General features: G+C 66.2%; 22 protein-coding genes and 1 tRNA gene. 21 read left to right on the top strand and 2 right to left on the bottom strand.

The window, feature by feature from the left end; genetic code table 11:
• Nucleotides 1-457, bottom strand: a 457-nt coding sequence (locus Q0P60_RS06495; RefSeq protein WP_294989918.1) for a DUF3011 domain-containing protein, incomplete at its 3' end; no start/stop codon positions are given.
• Between the two features lie 159 nt (nt 458-616).
• Here Q0P60_RS06495 and aspS point away from each other — a divergent pair.
• The 18 genes from aspS to queC all read left to right on the top strand — a co-directional run bounded on the left by aspS (nt 617) and on the right by queC (nt 16,533).
• A complete protein-coding gene (gene aspS / locus Q0P60_RS06490) occupies nt 617-2,368 on the top strand; it encodes an aspartate--tRNA ligase (RefSeq protein ID WP_294989915.1) in 1,752 nt (583 codons plus the stop codon).
• A 16-nt stretch (nt 2,369-2,384) separates the two neighbouring features.
• Nucleotides 2,385-2,717: a DNA primase gene (locus Q0P60_RS06485; protein WP_294989912.1), complete on the top strand. Its 333-nt coding sequence runs from the start codon at nt 2,385-2,387 to the stop codon at nt 2,715-2,717.
• 32 nt (nt 2,718-2,749) lie between these two features.
• On the top strand, nt 2,750-3,271 hold the full coding sequence (locus tag Q0P60_RS06480) for a GNAT family N-acetyltransferase (protein WP_294989909.1): 522 nt from the start codon (nt 2,750-2,752) through the stop codon (nt 3,269-3,271).
• A 75-nt stretch (nt 3,272-3,346) separates the two neighbouring features.
• Entirely contained in the window at nt 3,347-3,979 is a 633-nt protein-coding gene (locus Q0P60_RS06475; RefSeq protein WP_294989906.1) for an alpha/beta fold hydrolase, read from the top strand.
• 178 nt (nt 3,980-4,157) lie between these two features.
• Nucleotides 4,158-4,889: a YebC/PmpR family DNA-binding transcriptional regulator gene (locus Q0P60_RS06470; RefSeq protein WP_294989903.1), complete on the top strand. Its 732-nt coding sequence runs from the start codon at nt 4,158-4,160 to the stop codon at nt 4,887-4,889.
• A 105-nt stretch (nt 4,890-4,994) separates the two neighbouring features.
• A complete protein-coding gene (gene ruvC / locus Q0P60_RS06465) occupies nt 4,995-5,516 on the top strand; it encodes a crossover junction endodeoxyribonuclease RuvC (RefSeq protein WP_294989900.1) in 522 nt (173 codons plus the stop codon).
• Nucleotides 5,517-5,529: 13 nt separating this feature from the next.
• On the top strand, nt 5,530-6,123 hold the full coding sequence (gene ruvA, locus Q0P60_RS06460; RefSeq protein WP_294989897.1) for a Holliday junction branch migration protein RuvA: 594 nt from the start codon (nt 5,530-5,532) through the stop codon (nt 6,121-6,123).
• A gap of 49 nt (nt 6,124-6,172) precedes the next feature.
• Nucleotides 6,173-8,092, top strand: a complete 1,920-nt coding sequence (locus Q0P60_RS06455; protein ID WP_005410755.1) for a potassium transporter Kup — start codon at nt 6,173-6,175, stop codon at nt 8,090-8,092.
• A 127-nt stretch (nt 8,093-8,219) separates the two neighbouring features.
• Entirely contained in the window at nt 8,220-9,260 is a 1,041-nt protein-coding gene (ruvB, locus tag Q0P60_RS06450) for a Holliday junction branch migration DNA helicase RuvB (RefSeq protein ID WP_014038223.1), read from the top strand.
• A complete protein-coding gene (gene ybgC / locus Q0P60_RS06445; protein ID WP_294989894.1) occupies nt 9,250-9,681 on the top strand; it encodes a tol-pal system-associated acyl-CoA thioesterase in 432 nt (143 codons plus the stop codon). Before ruvB ends, ybgC begins: the two co-directional genes overlap by 11 nt.
• Before the next feature lie 10 nt (nt 9,682-9,691).
• Entirely contained in the window at nt 9,692-10,471 is a 780-nt protein-coding gene (tolQ, locus tag Q0P60_RS06440; RefSeq protein ID WP_006438802.1) for a protein TolQ, read from the top strand.
• A 24-nt stretch (nt 10,472-10,495) separates the two neighbouring features.
• Nucleotides 10,496-10,924, top strand: a complete 429-nt coding sequence (gene tolR / locus Q0P60_RS06435; RefSeq protein ID WP_099479207.1) for a protein TolR — start codon at nt 10,496-10,498, stop codon at nt 10,922-10,924.
• Nucleotides 10,914-11,969 carry a cell envelope integrity protein TolA gene (gene tolA / locus Q0P60_RS06430; RefSeq protein ID WP_294989890.1) on the top strand — a complete coding sequence of 352 codons (1,056 nt, stop codon included), beginning with the start codon at nt 10,914-10,916 and terminating at the stop codon, nt 11,967-11,969. The genes tolR and tolA overlap by 11 nt, the downstream gene beginning before the upstream one ends.
• Before the next feature lie 220 nt (nt 11,970-12,189).
• Complete coding sequence (gene tolB / locus Q0P60_RS06425) at nt 12,190-13,509, top strand: Tol-Pal system beta propeller repeat protein TolB (protein WP_294989888.1); 1,320 nt, start codon at nt 12,190-12,192, stop codon at nt 13,507-13,509.
• Between the two features lie 64 nt (nt 13,510-13,573).
• A complete protein-coding gene (gene pal, locus Q0P60_RS06420) occupies nt 13,574-14,092 on the top strand; it encodes a peptidoglycan-associated lipoprotein Pal (RefSeq protein WP_005410748.1) in 519 nt (172 codons plus the stop codon).
• A gap of 3 nt (nt 14,093-14,095) precedes the next feature.
• The gene (ybgF, locus tag Q0P60_RS06415; protein WP_294989885.1) at nt 14,096-14,914 is read left to right on the top strand and encodes a tol-pal system protein YbgF; all 819 of its coding nucleotides are present in this window, start codon (nt 14,096-14,098) and stop codon (nt 14,912-14,914) included.
• 173 nt (nt 14,915-15,087) lie between these two features.
• The gene (gene queE / locus Q0P60_RS06410) at nt 15,088-15,789 is read left to right on the top strand and encodes a 7-carboxy-7-deazaguanine synthase QueE (protein ID WP_294989883.1); all 702 of its coding nucleotides are present in this window, start codon (nt 15,088-15,090) and stop codon (nt 15,787-15,789) included.
• A 78-nt stretch (nt 15,790-15,867) separates the two neighbouring features.
• Nucleotides 15,868-16,533, top strand: a complete 666-nt coding sequence (gene queC / locus Q0P60_RS06405; protein ID WP_197606199.1) for a 7-cyano-7-deazaguanine synthase QueC — start codon at nt 15,868-15,870, stop codon at nt 16,531-16,533.
• Between the two features lie 87 nt (nt 16,534-16,620).
• Here queC and Q0P60_RS06400 read toward each other — a convergent pair whose 3' ends face one another.
• Nucleotides 16,621-17,577 (bottom strand): DUF2268 domain-containing putative Zn-dependent protease, encoded by a 957-nt coding sequence (locus tag Q0P60_RS06400; protein WP_294989880.1) that lies wholly within the window; start codon nt 17,575-17,577, stop codon nt 16,621-16,623.
• Nucleotides 17,578-17,756: 179 nt separating this feature from the next.
• Between Q0P60_RS06400 and Q0P60_RS06395 the strand changes: the two genes are divergently transcribed.
• From Q0P60_RS06395 to Q0P60_RS06385, 3 genes are all read left to right on the top strand, one after another.
• Nucleotides 17,757-17,832: transfer RNA gene (locus Q0P60_RS06395), tRNA-Lys, on the top strand.
• 517 nt (nt 17,833-18,349) lie between these two features.
• Complete coding sequence (locus Q0P60_RS06390; protein WP_294989878.1) at nt 18,350-18,796, top strand: hypothetical protein; 447 nt, start codon at nt 18,350-18,352, stop codon at nt 18,794-18,796.
• A gap of 259 nt (nt 18,797-19,055) precedes the next feature.
• On the top strand, nt 19,056-19,502 hold the full coding sequence (locus tag Q0P60_RS06385; protein ID WP_294989876.1) for a hypothetical protein: 447 nt from the start codon (nt 19,056-19,058) through the stop codon (nt 19,500-19,502).
• Nucleotides 19,503-19,601 lie beyond the last annotated feature (99 nt).

Here is a 19,601-nt window from a genome sequence, read left to right as displayed (position 1 = left end):
GCACGCCCCAGGTCCGGCCCTCGTCGCAGGGACTGCCGGACAGCTGGCGGACCAGGCGGGCATTGCGCCAACCGACCGGGCAGCTGCGTTCGCGGTTGTTCTGGCTCTCGCAGCGGATCGTTTCGCCGGGCCGGCCGTTGTTGCCGCCCCAGCCACCGCCGTTGCCGCCACCCCAGCCGCCGCGGGCCTCGACGAATTCGGCACGGCAGCCATTGCTGACCCAGATGCTGCCATTGCGGCTGCCCCAGGAGCGGCCTTCCTCGCAGGGGCTGCCGGACAGCTGGCGGACCAGCTGTGCGCCGCGCCATCCGGTGTTGCAGACCCGTTCGCGGTTGCTCTGGCTCTCGCAGCGGATCACCCCGTCCTGCGCATGGGCCGAAGGGAGGGGCAGGGCGAGGGTGCCCAGTGCACCCAGGCTGAGGGTCACGGCCAGGCTGGCCAGGGACAGCGGGTTCATGGCGGCATCCCATACGGTGGCAGGTGCCTGACTATAGGGAAGGGGGCGATCAAGCCGGCGTGACTGGCGGGATTTGCCCCGGCCGGGGCCTCGGCCGCAGAATACGAGGCTTTCCGGCCCCCATCCGGCGCCGGCGTTCTCCAGCGGAGCTTTCCCCCAATGCGTACCCACTTCTGCGGCCTGGTCGACGAGACCCTGATTGGCCAGACTGTCACCCTCGCCGGCTGGACCGACGTGGCCCGTAACCAGGGCGGCGTCTGCTTCATCGATCTCCGGGATCATGAAGGCATCGTGCAGGTGACCGTGGAGGTCGACAACGCCGAAGTGTTCGCCGTGGCCGCTTCGCTGGGCTACGAGGACGTGCTGCAGGTGGAAGGCGTCGTGCGCGCCCGCCACGCGGTGAATGACAAGATGCGCACCGGCAAGGTGGAAGTGATCGCCACCGCCATCACCGTGCTGAACAAGGCCGCGCCGCTGCCGTTCCATGCCCATGAGAACCCGGGCGAGGAAACCCGCCTGAAGTACCGCTACCTGGACCTGCGCCGCCCGGAAATGCAGCGCATGCAGCGCACCCGCATCAAGCTGGTGCAGGCGCTGCGCCGCCACCTGGACGAGAAGGGCTTCCAGGACATCGAAACCCCGATCCTGACCAAGGCCACCCCGGAAGGCGCGCGCGACTTCCTGGTGCCGGCGCGCATGCATCCGGGCGAGTTCTACGCCCTGCCGCAGAGCCCGCAGCTGTTCAAGCAGATCCTGATGGTGGCCGGCTTCGACCGCTACTACCAGATCGCCCGCTGCTTCCGCGACGAGGCCCTGCGTGCCGACCGCCAGCTGGAATTCACCCAGCTGGACATGGAGTTCGCCTTCGTCCGCGAGCGTGACGTGCAGGACTTCGTCGAGGACATGATCCGCGCCATCTTCAAGGAAGTGGTCGAGGTCGAGCTGGATGCCAGCTTCCCGCGCATGACCTGGGCCGAAGCAATGCGCCGCTACGGTTCGGACAAGCCGGACCTGCGCATCGCGCTGGAACTGGTGGACGTGGCCGAACTGGTCAAGGACAGCGAGTTCCCGGTGTTCACCGGCCCGGCCAATGATGCCGATGGCCGCGTCGCCGCACTGCGCATTCCGGGCGGTGCAGCGCTGAGCCGCAAGCAGATCGACGAGTACGCCGCGCACGCCGCCAAGTACGGTGCCAAGGGCCTGGCCTACATCAAGATCGCCGACAACGGCGAGGTCAGCTCGCCGATCCAGAAGTTCTTCAGCGAGCAATCCTTTGCCGCCCTGGTCGCCCATGTCGGCGCCGGCAACGGCGACATCGTGTTCTTCGGTGCCGGTGGCTACAACAAGGTCTCCGACTTCATGGGCGCACTGCGCCTGAAGGCCGGCAAGGACTTCGGCCTGGTCGCCGACGGTTGGGCACCGCTGTGGGTCACCGACTTCCCGATGTTCGAGTGGGACGAGGAAGAACAGCGCTACGTGGCCCTGCATCACCCCTTCACCGCACCGGCCGTGGACGATATCGCCGACCTGCGCGCCAATGCCCGTACCGCGGTCTCGCGCGGCTACGACATGGTGCTCAACGGCAATGAAATCGGCGGCGGTTCGATCCGTATCCACCGTCCGGACATGCAGAGCGCGGTGTTCGAGCTGCTCGGCATCGGTGCCGAAGAGGCGCGTGCCAAGTTCGGCTTCCTGCTCGACGCGCTGAACTACGGCGCGCCGCCGCACGGTGGTATCGCCTTCGGCATCGACCGCATCGCCGCGCTGATGGCCGGCACCGAATCGATCCGCGACGTCATCCCGTTCCCGAAGACCACCGGTGCACAGGACCTGATGACCGACGCGCCGTCGCCGATCATCGACGCGCAGCTGGCCGAAGTGCACATCCAGGTTCGCCCCAAGACCAACTGATCAGGAGATCCAGGCAATGACCGAGTTTGCGTTTTCGCTGGAGTGGGAAAAGCTGGGCAATGAAGGCTCCGAGGCCAACCTGGTCACCGAGCGTGCACGCGTGTTCGGTGGTTGGCTGGTCCGCGTCGGGACCAACCCGGCGGCGATGGCCCTGACCTTCGTCGCTGACGGCGAAGGCCGTTGGGATGGTGAAGACTTCGGCGTCGAGGATTACGAGGACGACGAAGAGGAAGAGTACGACGAGGACGAGGAAGGCGAAGAAGAGGAAGACGGCGAGGAAGAAGAGGACGACGAGGAATACGAAGAGGAAGAGGAAGAAGACGAGAAGGCGCCGGCGGAACGGGCTTGACCCGAACCGTTGTCCTGACGTCAACTCGACCCATGTATTCGATCCGCCGCGCCACCGTGGACGACGCGCCGACCCTGTCGGCGCTGGCCGCTCGCACGTTCACCGAAACCTTCGGCCATCTGTATCCGCCGCAGGACCTGCAGGCCTTCCTCGAGGAGGCCTACACGGTCGAACGCCAGCGCGTGATCCTGGCCCACCCGGAGTACGCGGTGTGGCTGCTGGAACTGGACGGGGAGGCGGTCGGCCATGCCGCCGCCGGCCCCTGTGGCCTGCCGCATCCGGACGTGCAGCCGGGCGACGGCGAACTCAAGCGCCTGTACCTGGTCAAGACGCAGCAGAGCTGCGGCTGGGGCAGCCGCCTGCTGGAAACCGCACTGGCCTGGCTGGAACACGAAGGCCCACGCACGCTGTGGCTGGGCGTATGGTCGGAGAACTTCGGCGCGCAGCGCTTCTATGCCCGCTATGGCTTCGAAAAGGCCGGCGAGTACCTGTTCCCGGTCGGTGATACCCAGGATCTCGAATTCATCCTGCGCCGCGCGCCGCGCGAAGCCTGACGTTCACCGCCGCTTGCCGCGCGCGCGTGTTCAATCACCGTACGTTCCTGCCCCGCTGACCGCCAGGCTGTTTGCATGACTCCCCCCGTATTGCTGCTGCATGGCATCTGGAATGCCCGTGCCTGGGTCGGGCCACTGGCCTGGCGCCTGCGTGCGCGTGGTTTCCAGGTGCATACGTTCGGTTACTCCTCGGTGTTCGGTGGCCCGGAGGTGGCTGTGCCGCAGCTGCTGGAACGCTTGGCCGATGCCGGCCCGTTGTCGCTGGTGGGCCACAGCCTCGGTGGATTGCTGGCGCTGGAAGCATTGCGGCGCAATCCGCAGCTGCCGGTGCAGCGCGTGGTCTGCCTGGGATCGCCGCTGCGCGGCAGCGGCACCGCACGTTCCCTGTCCGAGCATGGCTGGGGGCTGGCGCTGGGCCGCAGCAGCGAATTGCTGCTGGATGGCCTGCCGGACTGGCAGGGCAAGGCCGAGGTCGGCCTGATTGCCGGTTCGGTGCCGCATGGGCTGGGCAGCCTGCTGGGCGCCATCGACGATGCCTCCGACGGCACCGTGGCACTGGCCGAGACCCGCCTGCCGGGCCTTTCCGACCATTGCGTGGTGCGGACCAGCCACAGCGGGCTGGTGGTATCGCCCGACGCCGCGCGGCAGACCGCCTGTTTCCTGCGCCACGGCCAGTTCGACCACAGCCGCGACGCCGCTGCGGCGTGAGCGGCCGCGCCGGGTCGGGTGCAGCTGAGCATGGCTCGGCTCTACAAGGGGTGATCCGCCGGCGTTCGGCCGCCGTTGCGCCGGCTCGTGCATCGCCCGGCAATCCCTAGACACGGTTGCAGCGCCTGATCAGGTAGAATCCGCGCCTTGATCCTGAAGCAGCCAGACGGTAGCACCCATGGGTAGAGGCCCCTCCATCGAAGCCCGCAAGAACGCGTCCGACGCGAAGCGTGGCAAGATTTTCACCAAGATCATCCGCGAGATCGGCGTTGCCGCGCGCGGCGGTGGAGGCGACCCCAACAACAACCCGCGCCTGCGCGTGGCGATGGACAAGGGCCTGGCCGTGAACATGTCCAAGGACGTGATCGAGCGCGCCATCAAGAAGGCCACCGGTGAGCTGGAAGGCGTCGATTACGAGGAAATCCGCTACGAGGGCTACGCCCCGGGTGGCGTGGCCGTGATCGTCGACTGCCTGACCGACAACCGCGTGCGCACCGTGGCCGATGTCCGCCATGCGTTCAGCAAGTGCGGCGGCAACATGGGCACCGAAGGCTCGGTGGCCTTCATGTTCAAGCGCCTGGGCGTGCTCAGCTTCGCCCCGGGTGCCGACGAGGAAGCCATCACCGAAGCCGCCATTGATGCCGGCGCCGACGACATCGTGGTCTATCCGGATGACGGTTCGATCGACGTGGTCACCAGCCCGGACGCATTCAATGCGGTCAAGGACGCGATGGCCGCCGCCGGTCATGTCGCCGACCACGCCGAGATCACCTTCCGCGCGGACAACGACATCAAGGTCGAGGGCGACGTCGCCCTGCAGGTCAAGAAGCTGCTGGACATGCTTGAAGACCTGGACGACGTGCAGGACGTGTATTCCAACGCCGAACTTGGCGCCGACGCCTACGCCTGAGCCGTCTCCGACGGCCTGGGCGCGGGCCGTTGAACGGTCACCGCGGACAGTCATGAGCCCATACGCCTGCCAGCGCATCCCGTTCCGCCCCGCCAGGAGCGCAGCATGACCCGCATCCTCGGCATCGACCCCGGTTCGCAGCGGACCGGGGTCGGCATCATCGATGTCGATGCCGCCGGCCGCGTCAGCCACGTGCACCACCAGCCGCTGGTGCTGCTGGGGGCCGACGATTTCCCGCAGCGGATGAAGCTGCTGGTACTGGGCCTGGCCGATCTGTGCCGCGAGTACCAGCCGCAGGAAGTCGCCATCGAACGCGTGTTCATGGCCCGCAACCCCGATTCGGCACTGAAACTGGGCCAGGCCCGGGGCGCGGCGATCTCCGCCGTGGTGCTGCGTGACCTGCCGGTGCACGAATATGCCGCCAGCGAGATCAAGCTGGCGGTGGTCGGTCGTGGTGGCGCCGAGAAGCAACAGGTTCAACACATGGTCGGGCTCATGCTCAACCTGAAAACCAAGCTGCAGGCCGACGCGGCCGACGCGTTGGCGGTGGCGATCACCCACGCCCACGTAAGGGCAACGGCCAACCGCCTGGGGCTCAGTGCCCGCCAGGCGTGGGGCCGCAAATGAGGAGCTGCACGCAATGATCGGTCGACTGCGCGGCATCGTCGCCTACAAGGCGCCGCCGTGGCTGGTGGTGGACGTGAACGGAGTGGGCTACGAACTGGAGGCGCCGATGAGCACCTTCTACGACCTGCCCGAGCTCGGCCGCGAGGTCACCCTGTACACCCATTACTCGCAGAAGGAAGACAGCGTCTCGCTGTACGGCTTCCTGCGCGAGGGTGAGCGGCGCCTGTTCCGCGACGTGCAGAAGGTCAGTGGCATTGGCGCGAAGATCGCGCTGGCCGTGCTGTCCGGCGTCAGCGTCGAGGAGTTCGCGCGCATGGTCCAGGCCGGCGACATCACCGCGCTGACCCGCATTCCGGGCATCGGCAAGAAGACCGCCGAGCGCATGGTGCTGGAGCTGCGCGACCGTGCCGCCCAGTTCGGGGCCGGCGGTGCGCTGCCGACCGGCAGTGGCCCGGCCCCGGCCGATCCGCTGTCCGATGCCACCGTGGCCCTGCAGCAGCTGGGCTACAAGCCGGCCGAAGCGGCACGCATGGCCCGCGACGCCTTCAATGAAGGTGACGACGTGGCTGTGGTGATCCGCAAGGCGCTGCAGTCGGCGTTGCGCTGAGCCGCGTCCCTTTCCTTCAACGAACCGCCTGAGCTTCGCCAGGAGTCCCATGTCCAGCAGTCAAACCCCGCACGCAGCCGCTCCCGGCGGCCATGGCCACGCCCCCTCCGCTGGAGGACTGGCGCTGGTCATCGGTGCGATCGGCGTGGTCTTCGGCGATATCGGTACCAGCCCGCTGTATACCCTGAAGGAGGCGTTCTCGCCGCACTACGGGCTCAACAGCGACCACGACACCGTGCTGGGCGTGCTGTCGCTGGCGTTCTGGGCGCTGAACCTGGTGGTGACCCTGAAGTACGTCACCATCATCATGCGCGCCGACAACGATGGCGAAGGCGGCATCATGGCGCTGATGGCGCTGACCCAGCGCACGCTGCGCAATGGTTCGCGCTCGGCCTACGTGGTCGGCATCCTCGGCATCTTCGGTGCCTCGCTGTTCTTCGGTGATGGCGTGATCACGCCGGCGATGTCCGTGCTCAGCGCGGTCGAAGGCCTGGAGGTGGCCGCGCCCGGCCTGCATGTCTTCATCGTGCCGGTCACCCTGGTGGTGCTGCTGGCGGTGTTCGCCGCACAGCGCTTCGGTACCGAGAAGATCGGCAAGGCGTTCGGCCCGATCATGGCGATCTGGTTCGTGTCGCTGGCGGCGATCGGCATCTACAACATCGTGGATGCGCCGGAAGTGCTGAAGGCCTTCAACCCGTGGTGGGGCATCCGCTTCTTCATGGAACACGGCTGGCACGGCATCTTCATCCTCGGCGCGGTGGTGCTGGCGGTGACCGGTGGCGAGGCGCTGTATGCGGACATGGGCCACTTCGGCCTGCGCCCGATCCGCCATGCCTGGTACTTCTTCGTGCTGCCGTGCCTGGTGCTGAACTACCTGGGGCAGGGCGCGCTGGTGCTCAACCACCCCGAGGCGCTGAAGAACCCGTTCTTCGAGGCGGTGCCGTCGTGGGCGCTGTACCCGATGATCATCCTGGCCACGATGGCCGCAGTGATCGCCTCGCAGTCGGTCATCACCGGCGCGTTCTCGGTCTCGCGCCAGGCCATGCAGCTGGGCTACATCCCGCGCATGCGGATCAAGCACACTTCGCACGACACCATCGGCCAGATCTACATCCCGGGCATCAACTGGGGCATCGCGGTGATGGTGTTCGGGCTGGTGCTGGCCTTCCGCAGTTCGTCCAACCTGGCCGTGGCCTACGGCATCTCGGTGTCGGCCACCATGCTGATCGATACCCTGCTGCTGGCGGTGGTGGCGCGTTCGCTGTGGCCGAAGTCGCGCGGCTGGCTGCTGCCGCTGTGCGTGGTGTTCTTCATCATCGACCTCGGCTTCGTCATCGCCAACGGCGCCAAGCTGCTGCAGGGCGCCTGGTTCCCGGTGGTGCTGGGCATCTTCCTGTTCACCATGATGCGTACCTGGCGCCGTGGCCGCGAACTGCTGCGCGATGAGATCCGCAAGGACGGCATCCGCCTTGATACCTTCCTGCCGGGCCTGATGCTGGCGCCGCCGGTGCGCGTGCCGGGCACCGCGGTGTTTCTCACCGCCGACCCGACCGTGGCCCCGCATGCGCTGATGCACAACCTCAAGCACAACAAGGTGCTGCACGAGCGCAACGTGTTCCTGCACGTGGAAACCCTGCCGATCCCGTACGCGATGGAAGGGCAGCGGCTGAAGATCGAATCGGTGGGCGACGAGTTCTACCGCGTCTACGTGCGTTTCGGCTTCATGGAGACCCCGGACGTGCCGCTGGCCCTGATGCGCTCCTGCGACCACGGTGGCATCTATTTCGACCCGATGGACACCACCTTCTTCGCCAGCCGCGAGACCATCGTCGCCACCGCCAACCGCGGCATGCCGATCTGGCGCGACAAGCTGTTCGCGCTGATGCACCGCAATGCGGCGCCGGCCACCGGGTTCTTCCGGATTCCGGGCAACCGCCTGGTGGAGCTGGGCGCGCAGGTCGAGATCTGAAGTCTGGTAGCGCCGGCCGCTGGCCGGCATGCCGTAATGCCGCCGGTGTTCATGGGGTTGCCGGCCAGCGGCCGGCACTACCGTGCTTCCAGCCCCGGAATGCACCCATTTACCGCATAATCACCGCATGACCGACGATCGCATCATCGGCGCCGGCGCCACCCGCGAGGATGACGCCGCCGACGCCAGCATCCGCCCCAAGCGCCTTGCCGACTACCTCGGCCAGGCGCCGGTGCGCGAGCAGCTGGAGATCTACATCGAAGCCGCCAAGGCCCGTGGCGATGCGCTCGACCACGTGCTGATCTTCGGGCCGCCGGGCCTGGGCAAGACCACCCTCAGCCACGTCATCGCCAACGAGCTGGGCGTCGCCCTGCGGGTGACGTCCGGCCCGGTGATCGAGAAGGCCGGCGACCTGGCCGCGCTGCTGACCAACCTGCAACCGCACGACGTGCTGTTCGTGGACGAGATCCATCGCCTGTCGCCGGTGGTCGAGGAAGTGCTGTACCCGGCGATGGAAGACTTCCAGATCGACATCATGATCGGCGAGGGCCCCGCCGCGCGCTCGATCAAGATCGACCTGCCGCCGTTCACCCTGATCGGTGCCACCACCCGCGCCGGCCTGTTGACCGCGCCGCTGCGCGACCGCTTCGGCATCGTCCAGCGGCTGGAGTTCTACAGCGTCGAGGAGCTGACCCGGATCGTGCGCCGCTCGGCCACCATCCTCGGCATCGACTGCACCGCCGATGGTGCCGGCGAGATCGCGCGCCGCGCGCGTGGCACCCCGCGCATCGCCAACCGCCTGCTGCGGCGCGTGCGCGACTACGCGCAGGTCAAGGCCGGCGGCCATATCGACGAAGCCGTGGCCCAGGCCGCGATGAAGATGCTCAAGGTCGACCCGGAGGGCTTCGACGAGCTCGACCGGCGCCTGCTGAAAACCATGGTCGACTACTTCGACGGTGGCCCGGTCGGCATCGAATCGCTGGCGGCCGCGCTGTCCGAAGAGCGTGGCACGCTGGAGGACGTGGTCGAGCCGTACCTGATCCAGCAGGGCTTCCTGGTGCGCACCGCGCGCGGCCGCATGGCCACCCACAAGGCCTACCGGCACATGGGCCTGAAGCCGAAGAACCCGCCGCAGGACCTGTTCGCGGAGGTTCCCGATGTCGGTTGAGCCGCGATTCAGTTGGCCGACACGCATTTACTGGGAAGATACCGACGCAGGTGGCGTGGTCTACCACGCCCGCTACGTGGCCTTCATGGAACGGGCCCGGACCGAATGGATGCGTGCGCTGGGCTACGGCCAGGAGCGCATGCGCGCCGAGCACGGGATGATCTTCGCGGTGCGCTCGATGCAGATGGATTTCATCAGGCCGGCACGGCTGGATGACATCCTGCAGGTGAGCGCCCGGCTGGTCCAGCTGAAGAAGGCCAGCATGGTCTTCGAGCAGCAGATCCTGCGCGACGGCGAGCTACTGCTGTCGGCCCTGGTCCGCATCGCCGCACTGGAAGCGGCCAGTTTCCGCCCGCGTGGCATGGACGATGCCGTCCTTGCCGTGCTGCAACCCCACCTCCACCCCGAATCCGAACACTGAGGAACAACGGATGATCGCAACGCTCCTGGCCCTGCAGGCCACGGTCACCGAGGCACTGCCGGCCGATGTCAGCAACGCCGCGACCCAGACCCTTGCCCAGGCCACCACCGGCGGCGGCATCAACTACCTCGAACTGATGGCCAAGGCCAGCCTGCCGGTGAAGATCATCGTGCTGCTGCTGCTGGTCGGCTCGTTCGTCAGCTGGGTGATCATTTTCCGCAAGGCCCGCGTGTTCAAGCAGGCGACCCGCGAAGCCGACGAGTTCGAGAACCGCTTCTGGTCCGGCGCCGACCTGGGCAAGCTGTACAGCTCGGCCACCGACCGCAGCCGCAATGTCGGCGGCCTGGAGGCGATCTTCGAAGCCGGTTTCCGCGAGTACACCCGCCTGCGCGACAAGCGCCGGCTGGATGGCCGCGCGCAGCTGGAAGGCGCGCAGCGTGCCATGCGCACCACCTATACCCGCGAAGTGGACCAGCTGGAGCGCAACCTGGAGCTGCTGGCCAACATCGGCTCGACCGCCCCGTACGTGGGCCTGGTCGGCACCGTGTTCGGCATCATGGTGACCATGCACGACATGATCAGCAGCGGTGCGCAGGCGGGCATCGCCGCCGTTGCGCCGGGTATCTCCGAAGCCCTGTTCGCCACCGCCATCGGCCTGTTCGTGGCGATCCCGGCGGTGTGGGCCTACAACCGCTTCACCACCCGCGTCGAGCGCATGTCGGTGCGGTTCGAGACCTTCGCCGAAGAGTTCAGCTCCATCCTGCAGCGCCAGAGCGCTGGCGACGAGTAAGCGCCTGACCCGGGAGTCCAAGCCATGTCCGCTGCCATCGGTCGCCGCAAGCGCCGCAAGCTGAAATCGGAAATCAACGTCGTTCCCTATATCGACGTCATGCTGGTGCTGCTGATCATCTTCATGGTCACCGCGCCACTGCTCACCCTGAGCTTCGACGTCGACCTGCCGCAGTCCAACGCCAAGGCGCTGGAAAGCAAGCAGGACCCGGTGATCGTCTCGGTGCGCCAGGACGGCCAGCTCAGCCTGAAGCTGCCCGACGCCAAGGAACCGTCCGCCGTGTCGGCCGAGGAACTGGAAGGCCGGCTGGCCGGCATCGCCGCCCAGGACAAGGGCGTACGCGTGATCGTCGCCGCCGACCGCGCCGTGGCCTATGAAAAGGTCATCGCCGCCATGGATGTGATCAAGCGCGCCAAGGTAGACAAGGTAGGCCTGGCCACCGATGCACGCTGACGCCCTGCCACCTCCGCATCAGCGCGAACCCGGCTGGGGCCTGCCCCTGGCGCTGGCGTTGCTGGTGCACCTGCTGGTCGCGCTGGTCTTCATCGTGGCCTGGCTGTGGTCGCCCCAGCGCAACACCGACGCCGCTGCCGGCGATCCGTCGGTCGAGGCCAGCCTGGCGCTGTCCGCGTCCGAGGCCTCTGCCGCGCGCCAGGCCCTGCGCCAGTCGGAAAAGCTGGAAGACCTGCCGACGCCGGTCGCCGAGCCGATCCCGGTGCCGGAAGACACCATTCCGCCGCCGCAGCCGATTCCCGAGCCGCGCCCGCAGGACGCTCCGACGCCGCAGCAGCAACAGGCGCAGGAGCGTGTCGCGCAGCCGGATACCAAGGACCAGGAAGCGGCGAGCGCGCTGGCCATCTCGCAGGAGAAGGCCAAGCAGGAGCAGGAAGCCAAGCGCCGCCAGGAGCAGATCGACCTGACCGAACGCAAGCGCCAGGAAGAAGCGGAGCAGAAGCTGCGCCTGGCCAAGCAGCAGGAAGCGGACCAGAAGAAGAAGCTCGCTGACCAGGAACGGCAGGCGGCCGACAAGGCCGAGGCCGAGAAGCAGAAGAAGATCGCCGAGATCCGGGCCAAGCGCGAGCAGGCCGAAAAGGAAGCCAAGCTGGCCGAGCAGAAGCTGCGCCAGGTTGCCGCCGCGCGCAATGCCGCCGGTAGTGCGCCTGCCGGTGCCAGCGGTGCCTCCCAGCCTGCCGCGGGTGGTGGTGGCAACAGTGACGATCTTTCGGCCAAGTACGCGGCCGCGATCCAGGCCAAGGTGCTGTCGCAGTGGGTGCGCCCGGATACGGTTCCGCTGGGCCAGCGCTGCACCATCACCATCACCCAGATTCCGGGGGGCACGGTGATGCAGGCCAAGGTCAGCCCGAACTGCCCGTATGACGAGGCCGGCAAGCGCTCGATCGAGGCCGCCGTGCTCAATGCGCAGCCGCTGCCGTACCGAGGCTTCGAGTCGGTGTTCGCGCGCACGCTCAACTTCACCTTTACCGCCCAGGATCGCTGAGGCGGGGCAGGGCGGCCGACAGGCCGCCCGCGCCCACCCATCGTGCTTCCCGCGGGCCCGGTTTCTGCCGGGCGGACGCGATCCTAGCCACGAAGTTAACGGTGCGTGAGAGGACGGGCTGGAACTGACCCGGAATTCACGTACCCTTGGTTCATGATTGCGAAGCGGTTCACTTCCGCTTTGCTATCCCTCGTTCCGGTTTCCCCCTATTGAGCGCTCCATGAAAAAGATGCCTCGCTGGCTTGCCGTGTTTGCGGCCCTGTTGCTGCCCTTCGCTGCTGTTGCGCAGCAGAGGGGGCTGGATATCGACATCATCGGCGGCAATGCCTCCGCACTGCCGATCACCATCGTGCCGATGCCCTACCAGGGTTCGGCGGCTGCACCGCAGACCGACGTCGCCGGCGTGGTCCGTGCCGACCTGGAGCGCTCGGGCCAGTTCCGCACCCTGCCGGAAGCGCAGATCGTCGAAAAGCCCGTCCGCGGCGGCGACATCCAGTTCGCCACCTGGCGCGCGCTGAAGCAGAACTACATCGTGGTCGGCCGCGTGCTGGACGCCGGCGCCGGCGCCTACCGCGTCGAATACGAACTGTTCGATGTGCCCAAGGGCGAGCGCCTGCTGGGCCTGGCGATGACCGCCCGTGGCAATGCCATGCGCGATGTCGCCCACCAGATGGCCGACGCCATCTACGAGAAGATCACCGGCATCCGCGGTGCCTTCTGGACCCGTATCGCCTACGTGACCGCCAGCGGCAAGGGCGATGCCATGCGCTATGCGCTGATGGTCGCCGACTCCGATGGCTTCAACCCGCAGACCATCGTGCGTTCGGCCGAGCCGCTGCTGTCGCCGTCGTGGAGCCCGGATGGCGGCAAGCTGGCCTATGTCAGCTTCGAGCGTGGCAATTCGGCGATCTACATCCAGAACATCGCCACCGGTGCACGTGAGCTGGTCACCAGCTTCCGCGGCATCAACAGCGCCCCGGCGTTCTCGCCGGATGGCCGCAAGCTGGCCCTGACCCTGTCGCGTTCCGGCAACCCGGAAATCTACGTGATGGACCTGGGCAGCAAGCAGCTGACCCAGCTCACCAACCACTTCGCCATCGATACCGAGCCGACCTGGGCGCCGGACGGCAGCGCGGTGTACTTCACCTCCGACCGCGGCGGCCGCCCGCAGGTCTACAAGGTCGGTGCGGGCGGCGGCAGTGCCGAGCGCGTGACCTTCCAGGGCAACTACAATGCCAAGCCCACCGTGTCCTACGACGGCAAGAAGATCGCCGTGGCCCAGGGCTCGGGCAACAGCTACAAGATCGCGATGATGGACAGTTCGCTGGGTTCGCCCCGCTGGAGCACGCTGTCCCCGGGTTCGCTGGATGAATCTCCGAGCTTTGCGCCCAACGCAAGCATGGTGTTGTACGCCGCCCGCGAGGGTGGCCGTGGTGTGCTGTACGCCGTTTCCGCCGATGCGCGCGTGCGCCAGCGGTTGGTTCTGGCTGACGGAGATGTGCGCGAACCGGCATGGTCCCCATACCGTACCCAGCGCTAAAAGAGTGTTAATATTTTCGCTGTCTTGAACCCCTCATCGGCCTAGGAGCCACAAAGGTATCGCCATGAACAAGTCCACCCGCGTTCTGCTTGTTTCCCTGCTGTCTGTGGCCGTCCTGGCCGGTTGCTCGAAGAAGGTGAAGGAAGAGCCGGCAGCCCCGGTTGACACCGGCACCTCGACCACCACCCCGACCGGTCCGTCGACCTCCGGCCTGTACGGCCCGGGCGACCTGGACACCGACGCTTGCCTGCGCCAGCGCGTTGTCTACTTCGACCTGGACAAGGAAGACGTGAAGCCGGAATTCCAGGCCATCATGGCTTGCCACGCCAAGTACCTGCGTGACCGTCCGTCCTCGCGCATCACCCTGCAGGGCCACACCGACGAGCGCGGTTCGCGCGCGTACAACCAGGCCCTGGGCGAGCGTCGTGGCAACGGCGTCAACTCGGCCCTGCAGGCCAACGGTGGCTCGGCTTCGCAGCTGACCGTCGTGTCCTACGGTGAAGAGCGTCCGGTCTGCACCGAGTCGAACGAGTCCTGCTGGTCGCAGAACCGTCGCGTCGAAATCGTGTACACCGCGCAGTAATCCATGCGCATTGGCATCACATTGATGCTGGTCGTTGCGGCAGCCCTCGTGGCTGCCGCACCGGCGCATGCACAGCGACAGAGCCTGGCCGACCGTGTCGGCGCGCTCGAGCAGCAGATGTACAACAACAGTGCCAACCAGGACCTGTTGAACCAGATCAATCAGCTGCGGCAGCAGGTGACCAGCCTGCAGGCCTCGATCGAGCAGTTGCAGCACGACAATGCCCAGCTCAAGCAGTCCGCCCAGGACCAGTACCTGGATCTGGACAGCCGCCTGAACCGGTTGGAAGGGGGCAATGCCGCCCCGGCCCTGCCGCCTGTTCCGGCGAGCGCGCCGAAGGCCACCCCGGCCCCGGCAAAACCCGCAGCGGCGGCCACTTCCGAGCGGCCGCCTTCCGTCCATGGTGATGCCGGCAGCCTTGCCGCCACCGGCGACGAGCGCACCTCCTACAACGTCGCCTTCGATTCGCTGAAGGCCGGCAAGTACGATGACTCGGCGCAGCTGTTCCTGAGCTTCCTGCAGCTGTATCCGAACGGCGTCTATGCGCCGAACGCGCTGTACTGGCTCGGCGAAAGCTATTACGCCACCCGCAATTTCCCGATGGCCGAGACCCAGTTCCGCGAACTGCTCTCGCGTTATCCGACCCACGACAAGGCCGCTGGCGGCCTGCTCAAGGTCGGCCTCTCGCAGTATGGCGAGGGCAAGGTCGACCAGGCCCAGCAGACGCTGGAAACCGTTGTGGCGCAGTACCCCGGCTCGGACGCCGCGCGCACCGCGCAGGACCGCCTGCAGTCGATCCGCCTCGGCAAGCAGATCCGTTGATCCGCTGAGCGGGCGTACAATACGGGTCCTGTAGAGCCGAGCCCACGCTCGGCTGCTTTCGTTTCCGGATCGGCAAACCCGACCGGATCCGCTGACGCCGGGCAATGCCCGGCTGCTTTCGTTACCGGCCACGGTAGCCCACCCGCCACGTGTCCCATCAAGAAGTACCCGCCATGACCGCCGTTACCCCGTCCAGCGCCGCCGCCACGCCCAGCGAGATCGTGCAGTCGCCGCTGCCCCGCCTGAAGATCACCGAGATCTTCACCTCGCTGCAGGGCGAAGCCGATACCGCCGGCTGGCCGACCGTGTTCGTGCGCCTGACCGGCTGCCCGCTGCGCTGCCAGTACTGCGACACCGCCTACGCCTTCCACGGCGGCACCTGGTGGGACATCGACGACATCGTGGCCGAGGTGCTGGCCCAGGGCGTGCGCCATGTCTGCGTGACCGGCGGCGAGCCGCTGGCGCAGAAGCGTTGCCTGGTGCTGCTGCAGAAGCTGTGCGATGCCGGCATGGAGGTCTCGCTGGAAACCTCCGGCGCGCTGGATGTCAGCGCGGTGGACCCGCGGGTGTCGCGGGTGGTCGACATCAAGACCCCCGGCTCGGCCGAAGCCGCACGCAACCGCCTGGAAAACCTGCCGCTGCTGACCGCGCGCGACCAGCTCAAGTTCGTCATCTGCAGCCGCGAAGACTACGACTGGGCCAAGGCCATGCTGGCCGAGCACGAACTGGTGAAGCGCTGCACGGTGTTCTTCTCGCCCAGCAAGGGCGAGATCACCGCACGGCAGCTGGCCGACTGGATCGTCGAGGACCGGCTGCCGGTGCGCTTCCAGATGCAGTTGCATAAAATCCTGTGGAACGACGAGCCGGGCCGATGAGCCGGCGCAGCGTTCCCTGATGTAGCTCCGGCGCGGGACAGCGTGCTGGCTTTCCCCTCCCAACCGGATGTTTTTCCCATGAAGAAGGCAGTCGTGCTTCTCTCCGGCGGCATGGATTCAGCCGCCGTCATCGCCATGGCCCAGGAACAGGGCTTCGCCGTGCATGCCCTGAGCGTGCGCTATGGCCAGCGCCACACCTCCGAGCTGGACGCTGCCGCCCGTGTGGCCAAGGCCCAGGGCGTGGTCGCGCACAAGACCGTGGACGTGGACCTGCGCAGCATCGGCGGTTCGGCGCTGACCGACGACATCGATGTGCCCGAGGCCGGTGGTGCCGGCATTCCGGTCACCTACGTGCCGGCGCGCAACACCATCATGCTGTCGCTGGCCCTGGGCTGGGCCGAAGTGCTCGGCGCCAACGACATCTTCTGCGGCGTCAACGCCGTGGACTACTCCGGTTACCCGGACTGCCGCCCCGAATTCGTGGCCGCGTTCCAGGCACTGGCCAACCTGGCCACCAAGTCGGGTGTGGAAGGAGCGGGCATCCAGGTGCATGCCCCCCTGCAGTTCCTCAGCAAGGGCCAGATCGTCAGTGAAGGTGTGCGTCTGGGCGTGGACTTCGGCCTGACCGTGTCCTGCTACAACGCCGATGCCAACGGCGCCGCCTGCGGCCACTGCGACGCCTGCCGTCTGCGCGCGCAGGGCTTTGCCGAGGCCGGCGTGGCCGACCCGACGCTGTACGCCTGACCGCGCGGCCATGGTGGGGGCCCCCCTTGGGTGGGTCCCCCCTCCGGTGGGTGCGAACCGTTGGTTCGCACTCTCCCATCCCGGCAGCTACTGCTGCTGCAACCACCCTGATGCCTGGATGAAGGCCCGCACCACGGCGGGATCGGTGTAGTCCAGCTCGATCATCCGTGCGATCGCCGCCTTCTCGTCCGGCTGCTGGCGCATGTATTCCTGCGCGATGCGATAGCCGGCGTAGTAGCCCACATCACTCACCCCGAAGGCATTGCGCGAACTGTTGTACAGCCAGTCGCCCAGGTCATCGCCGTCCATCCCGGCAATGAAACGCGCGCGGATCTCCGCCTCGTGGCGCGCACCGTAGGCATAGAAGGGCAATGCCGGGCGGCGCCCGCTGATGCGCTCGGCCACGTACTCGGCCACGCCTTCGCGCAGCACGTACTGGGCCAGGCTGCCGGTGGTCTCGTGCTGCTGGGTATGCACGTACTCATGCAGGTTGTTCTGCGCGTTGTTCGCACCTGGCCGGCTGTCGTAGAAGATCCGCAGACGGCTGCGCATCGGCTCAGGCAGCTCGCTGACATCCACGCGTTCGTCGCCCAGTGCCATCTCCGCGCCGATCAGCACCTTGTCGCCCAGCGTGGTGCCGCCGGTGCGCAGTATGCCCACCGCATAGGTGATGGAGGCCGGGCGTAGCGCAGGGTACAGCTGGCGGAACGCGGCCAGATCACGTTCCAGCGTGGCGCTGGCGGTGCGGGCATTGGCGGTCAACGGCCGCACCGAGGTCCAGAAGCGCGGCCACGCGCGCATCGCCTCGGCGTACTCGCTGGCGGTGTAGTTGCGGACCTGCATCAAGGCATGCAGGCCGGCACTGCCCTGATCGATGTAGCGCTGCTGGACCAGGGCCGCCCGCCGCGCAGCATCGGGCTCCGCGCGGACCGCATCGTAGGTGGACCAGAAGCGGTCGATGTCGTCGATGACGACCTGGGGTGGCGCGGCCAGCGCCGCACAGGGCAGCAGCAGGGCGGCAAACAGGCTGAAGGGCAGGCGCATCTACAGTTCCGGGGAAGAATCGCAGATGAGATGCAGCGGTGGCCCGAAAGGTTTAGGCAGACTGCCCAGATCGGGGTAGTGCCGGCCGCTGGCCGGCACCATCCATACGCCGGGGTTTCACCCGGCCCGGCAAAGTAGGGTAGAATGCCCACCCCGCCGAAAGGCCGGGGCAGTGCAATGGGCCGTTAGCTCAGTCGGTAGAGCAGAAGACTTTTAATCTTTTGGTCGTAGGTTCGAATCCTACACGGCCCACCATTGCACTCAATGACTTACGTCATTTCAAAGGCACCGGTATCCGGTGCCTTTTGCGTTTGGTGCCTGCCTCGGTGCCTGGGTGCATGCGGCACGTTCCGCAATTGATCATCCAATCGATACGGTTCTTGCGGCGAGCGCAGCGAGATTCTGATCGCACCCCGTCCTTACATAGTCGCGGAGTTGTGAGGGGTATCATGAGGCCGAGATGGTTCCTGATTCGGCCGGGATACTGAATTCATCTGTAAAGACCATCTGGCGGGCAGCGAAGGACAGACATCCTGCCCGATAAGAAGCGTCGTGCCCTCTGTTGTGACGTTGACTCGGGCATCTGTGACGCATTGGGCTCGTCAGGGTGTCGCTGTCCGCAATGCGCGAGGTGGTGAGGCTTGGGGTGATTTTCTGTGAACCCTGCAATGGCAAGGTATTTCACCGAAGACCTATGGCGTTGGCTTCGATTGCCTCCCGCCGCTGCCGGTATAGTCCTTTGCAGTTCCCAAGCGCTTTCATGGAACGCATGATGCCATTCGTCAACGAGTACATCTCGCCAGATGATGTGGCCAGATACCGTCTGGCTGAGATTGATGAAAAGTTCAGTTGGGGGACTGGGGCGCGTGATTGGACCATTGATCGCGAGCGCGATATCTATCTGCGAAGCATCGGGAGGGACAGTGACGAGGAGTTCCGCTACCGCACCTACTGGACGTTCTTCTGGAAAGGGGAAGAACTGACGCTGCGGCTCGATTTGCTGGATGCTTGGGGTAGACCGGGTGAGCCTGGGGGCTGCCACTGGCGCTTGGCTTACCTCAACGGAAGCAATGGACTCCCGGGAGCCCTGAAGCGGCATCAACAAACAATCGTTGACGACCTCAAGGAAGCCCTGATTGCCTACAAGGATGATGGAGTGTTTTCGGTCAAAACGGATTACGCAGTAGTTCTCGATTTCTCGGAGGAGTGCGTGCTGTGAGCGCGCCATTGACCTCAGCACAGGCAATCGAGCGACTTCATCGGAACCCTGCTGCCCATCAGAGCCGGGAGGCATTGGGAGATCTGGCTCGTCAAGTTGACGCTGATAGCCCGAGGGAGGTGGCGAGGCTTGGGGGATCTTCTGCGTACCCTGTAGTGACAAGGCATTTCACCGAAGATCCATGGCATTGGCTTCGACTGCCTTTCGCCGCTGCCAGCATAGTCCTGTGCAGCTCCCAAGCGCTTTCACGGAGCTCATGATGCCGTTCGTCAACGAGTACATCCCACCGGAAGATGCAGCCAAATATCACTTGGCCGAGCTTGATGCGAAATTCATAGGCGGGAATGAATCTCGAGACTGGACCATTGACCGCGAGCGGGACATTTACCTGCGCAACCTGGGGTACGGGCGGGAAGAGGAGTTTCGCCACGAGAGCTATTGGACGTTTTACTGGAGAGGTACCCCGCTAACGATCCGTTTGGATCTGCTGGATGGGAGGGGGCGGCCAGGAGAACCCGGATGGTCCCATTGGCGCTTGGCCTTCCTTAACGGTAGCTATGGTTTGCCATCGGCGCTTAGGACGAACAAACAGGCGATCCTGGATGATTTGAAAGAGGCGCTGGTGGCTCACAAGGATGGCGGGGTTTTTTCGGGCAGTACCGATTACGCCGTCACCTTGGACGTTGGTGAAGAGTGCGTCCTGTGAGCGCACCGCTGACAGATGCGCGGGCTATTGAATTGCTCCGAAGGCACCCAGCCGCCTATAGCATTCGCGAGAAGCTGGCAGATCCTGCGACCAGTCACG

The organism is uncultured Stenotrophomonas sp., assembly GCF_945952405.1.
Classification (GTDB): Bacteria; Pseudomonadota; Gammaproteobacteria; order Xanthomonadales; family Xanthomonadaceae; genus Stenotrophomonas.
This window is presented reverse-complemented; position numbering and strand designations above follow the sequence as displayed.

Bases quoted from the DNA above. Each gene is read 5' to 3' on its own strand.
- Q0P60_RS06485 (WP_294989912.1), top strand. From the start codon at position 2,385: ATGACCGAGTTTGCGTTTTCGCTGGAGTGGGAAAAGCTGGGCAATGAA.
- Q0P60_RS06475 (WP_294989906.1), top strand. From the start codon at position 3,347: ATGACTCCCCCCGTATTGCTGCTGCATGGCATCTGGAATGCCCGTGCC.
- Q0P60_RS06390 (WP_294989878.1), top strand. From the start codon at position 18,350: ATGCCATTCGTCAACGAGTACATCTCGCCAGATGATGTGGCCAGATAC.
- Q0P60_RS06455 (WP_005410755.1), top strand. From the start codon at position 6,173: ATGTCCAGCAGTCAAACCCCGCACGCAGCCGCTCCCGGCGGCCATGGC.
- tolQ (WP_006438802.1), top strand. From the start codon at position 9,692: ATGATCGCAACGCTCCTGGCCCTGCAGGCCACGGTCACCGAGGCACTG.
- queC (WP_197606199.1), top strand. From the start codon at position 15,868: ATGAAGAAGGCAGTCGTGCTTCTCTCCGGCGGCATGGATTCAGCCGCC.
- tolA (WP_294989890.1), top strand. From the start codon at position 10,914: ATGCACGCTGACGCCCTGCCACCTCCGCATCAGCGCGAACCCGGCTGG.
- Q0P60_RS06385 (WP_294989876.1), top strand. From the start codon at position 19,056: ATGCCGTTCGTCAACGAGTACATCCCACCGGAAGATGCAGCCAAATAT.
- ybgC (WP_294989894.1), top strand. From the start codon at position 9,250: ATGTCGGTTGAGCCGCGATTCAGTTGGCCGACACGCATTTACTGGGAA.
- ybgF (WP_294989885.1), top strand. From the start codon at position 14,096: ATGCGCATTGGCATCACATTGATGCTGGTCGTTGCGGCAGCCCTCGTG.
- Q0P60_RS06400 (WP_294989880.1), bottom strand. From the start codon at position 17,577: ATGCGCCTGCCCTTCAGCCTGTTTGCCGCCCTGCTGCTGCCCTGTGCG.
- tolR (WP_099479207.1), top strand. From the start codon at position 10,496: ATGTCCGCTGCCATCGGTCGCCGCAAGCGCCGCAAGCTGAAATCGGAA.
- ruvA (WP_294989897.1), top strand. From the start codon at position 5,530: ATGATCGGTCGACTGCGCGGCATCGTCGCCTACAAGGCGCCGCCGTGG.
- aspS (WP_294989915.1), top strand. From the start codon at position 617: ATGCGTACCCACTTCTGCGGCCTGGTCGACGAGACCCTGATTGGCCAG.
- Q0P60_RS06470 (WP_294989903.1), top strand. From the start codon at position 4,158: ATGGGTAGAGGCCCCTCCATCGAAGCCCGCAAGAACGCGTCCGACGCG.
- queE (WP_294989883.1), top strand. From the start codon at position 15,088: ATGACCGCCGTTACCCCGTCCAGCGCCGCCGCCACGCCCAGCGAGATC.
- ruvB (WP_014038223.1), top strand. From the start codon at position 8,220: ATGACCGACGATCGCATCATCGGCGCCGGCGCCACCCGCGAGGATGAC.
- tolB (WP_294989888.1), top strand. From the start codon at position 12,190: ATGAAAAAGATGCCTCGCTGGCTTGCCGTGTTTGCGGCCCTGTTGCTG.
- ruvC (WP_294989900.1), top strand. From the start codon at position 4,995: ATGACCCGCATCCTCGGCATCGACCCCGGTTCGCAGCGGACCGGGGTC.
- pal (WP_005410748.1), top strand. From the start codon at position 13,574: ATGAACAAGTCCACCCGCGTTCTGCTTGTTTCCCTGCTGTCTGTGGCC.
- Q0P60_RS06480 (WP_294989909.1), top strand. From the start codon at position 2,750: ATGTATTCGATCCGCCGCGCCACCGTGGACGACGCGCCGACCCTGTCG.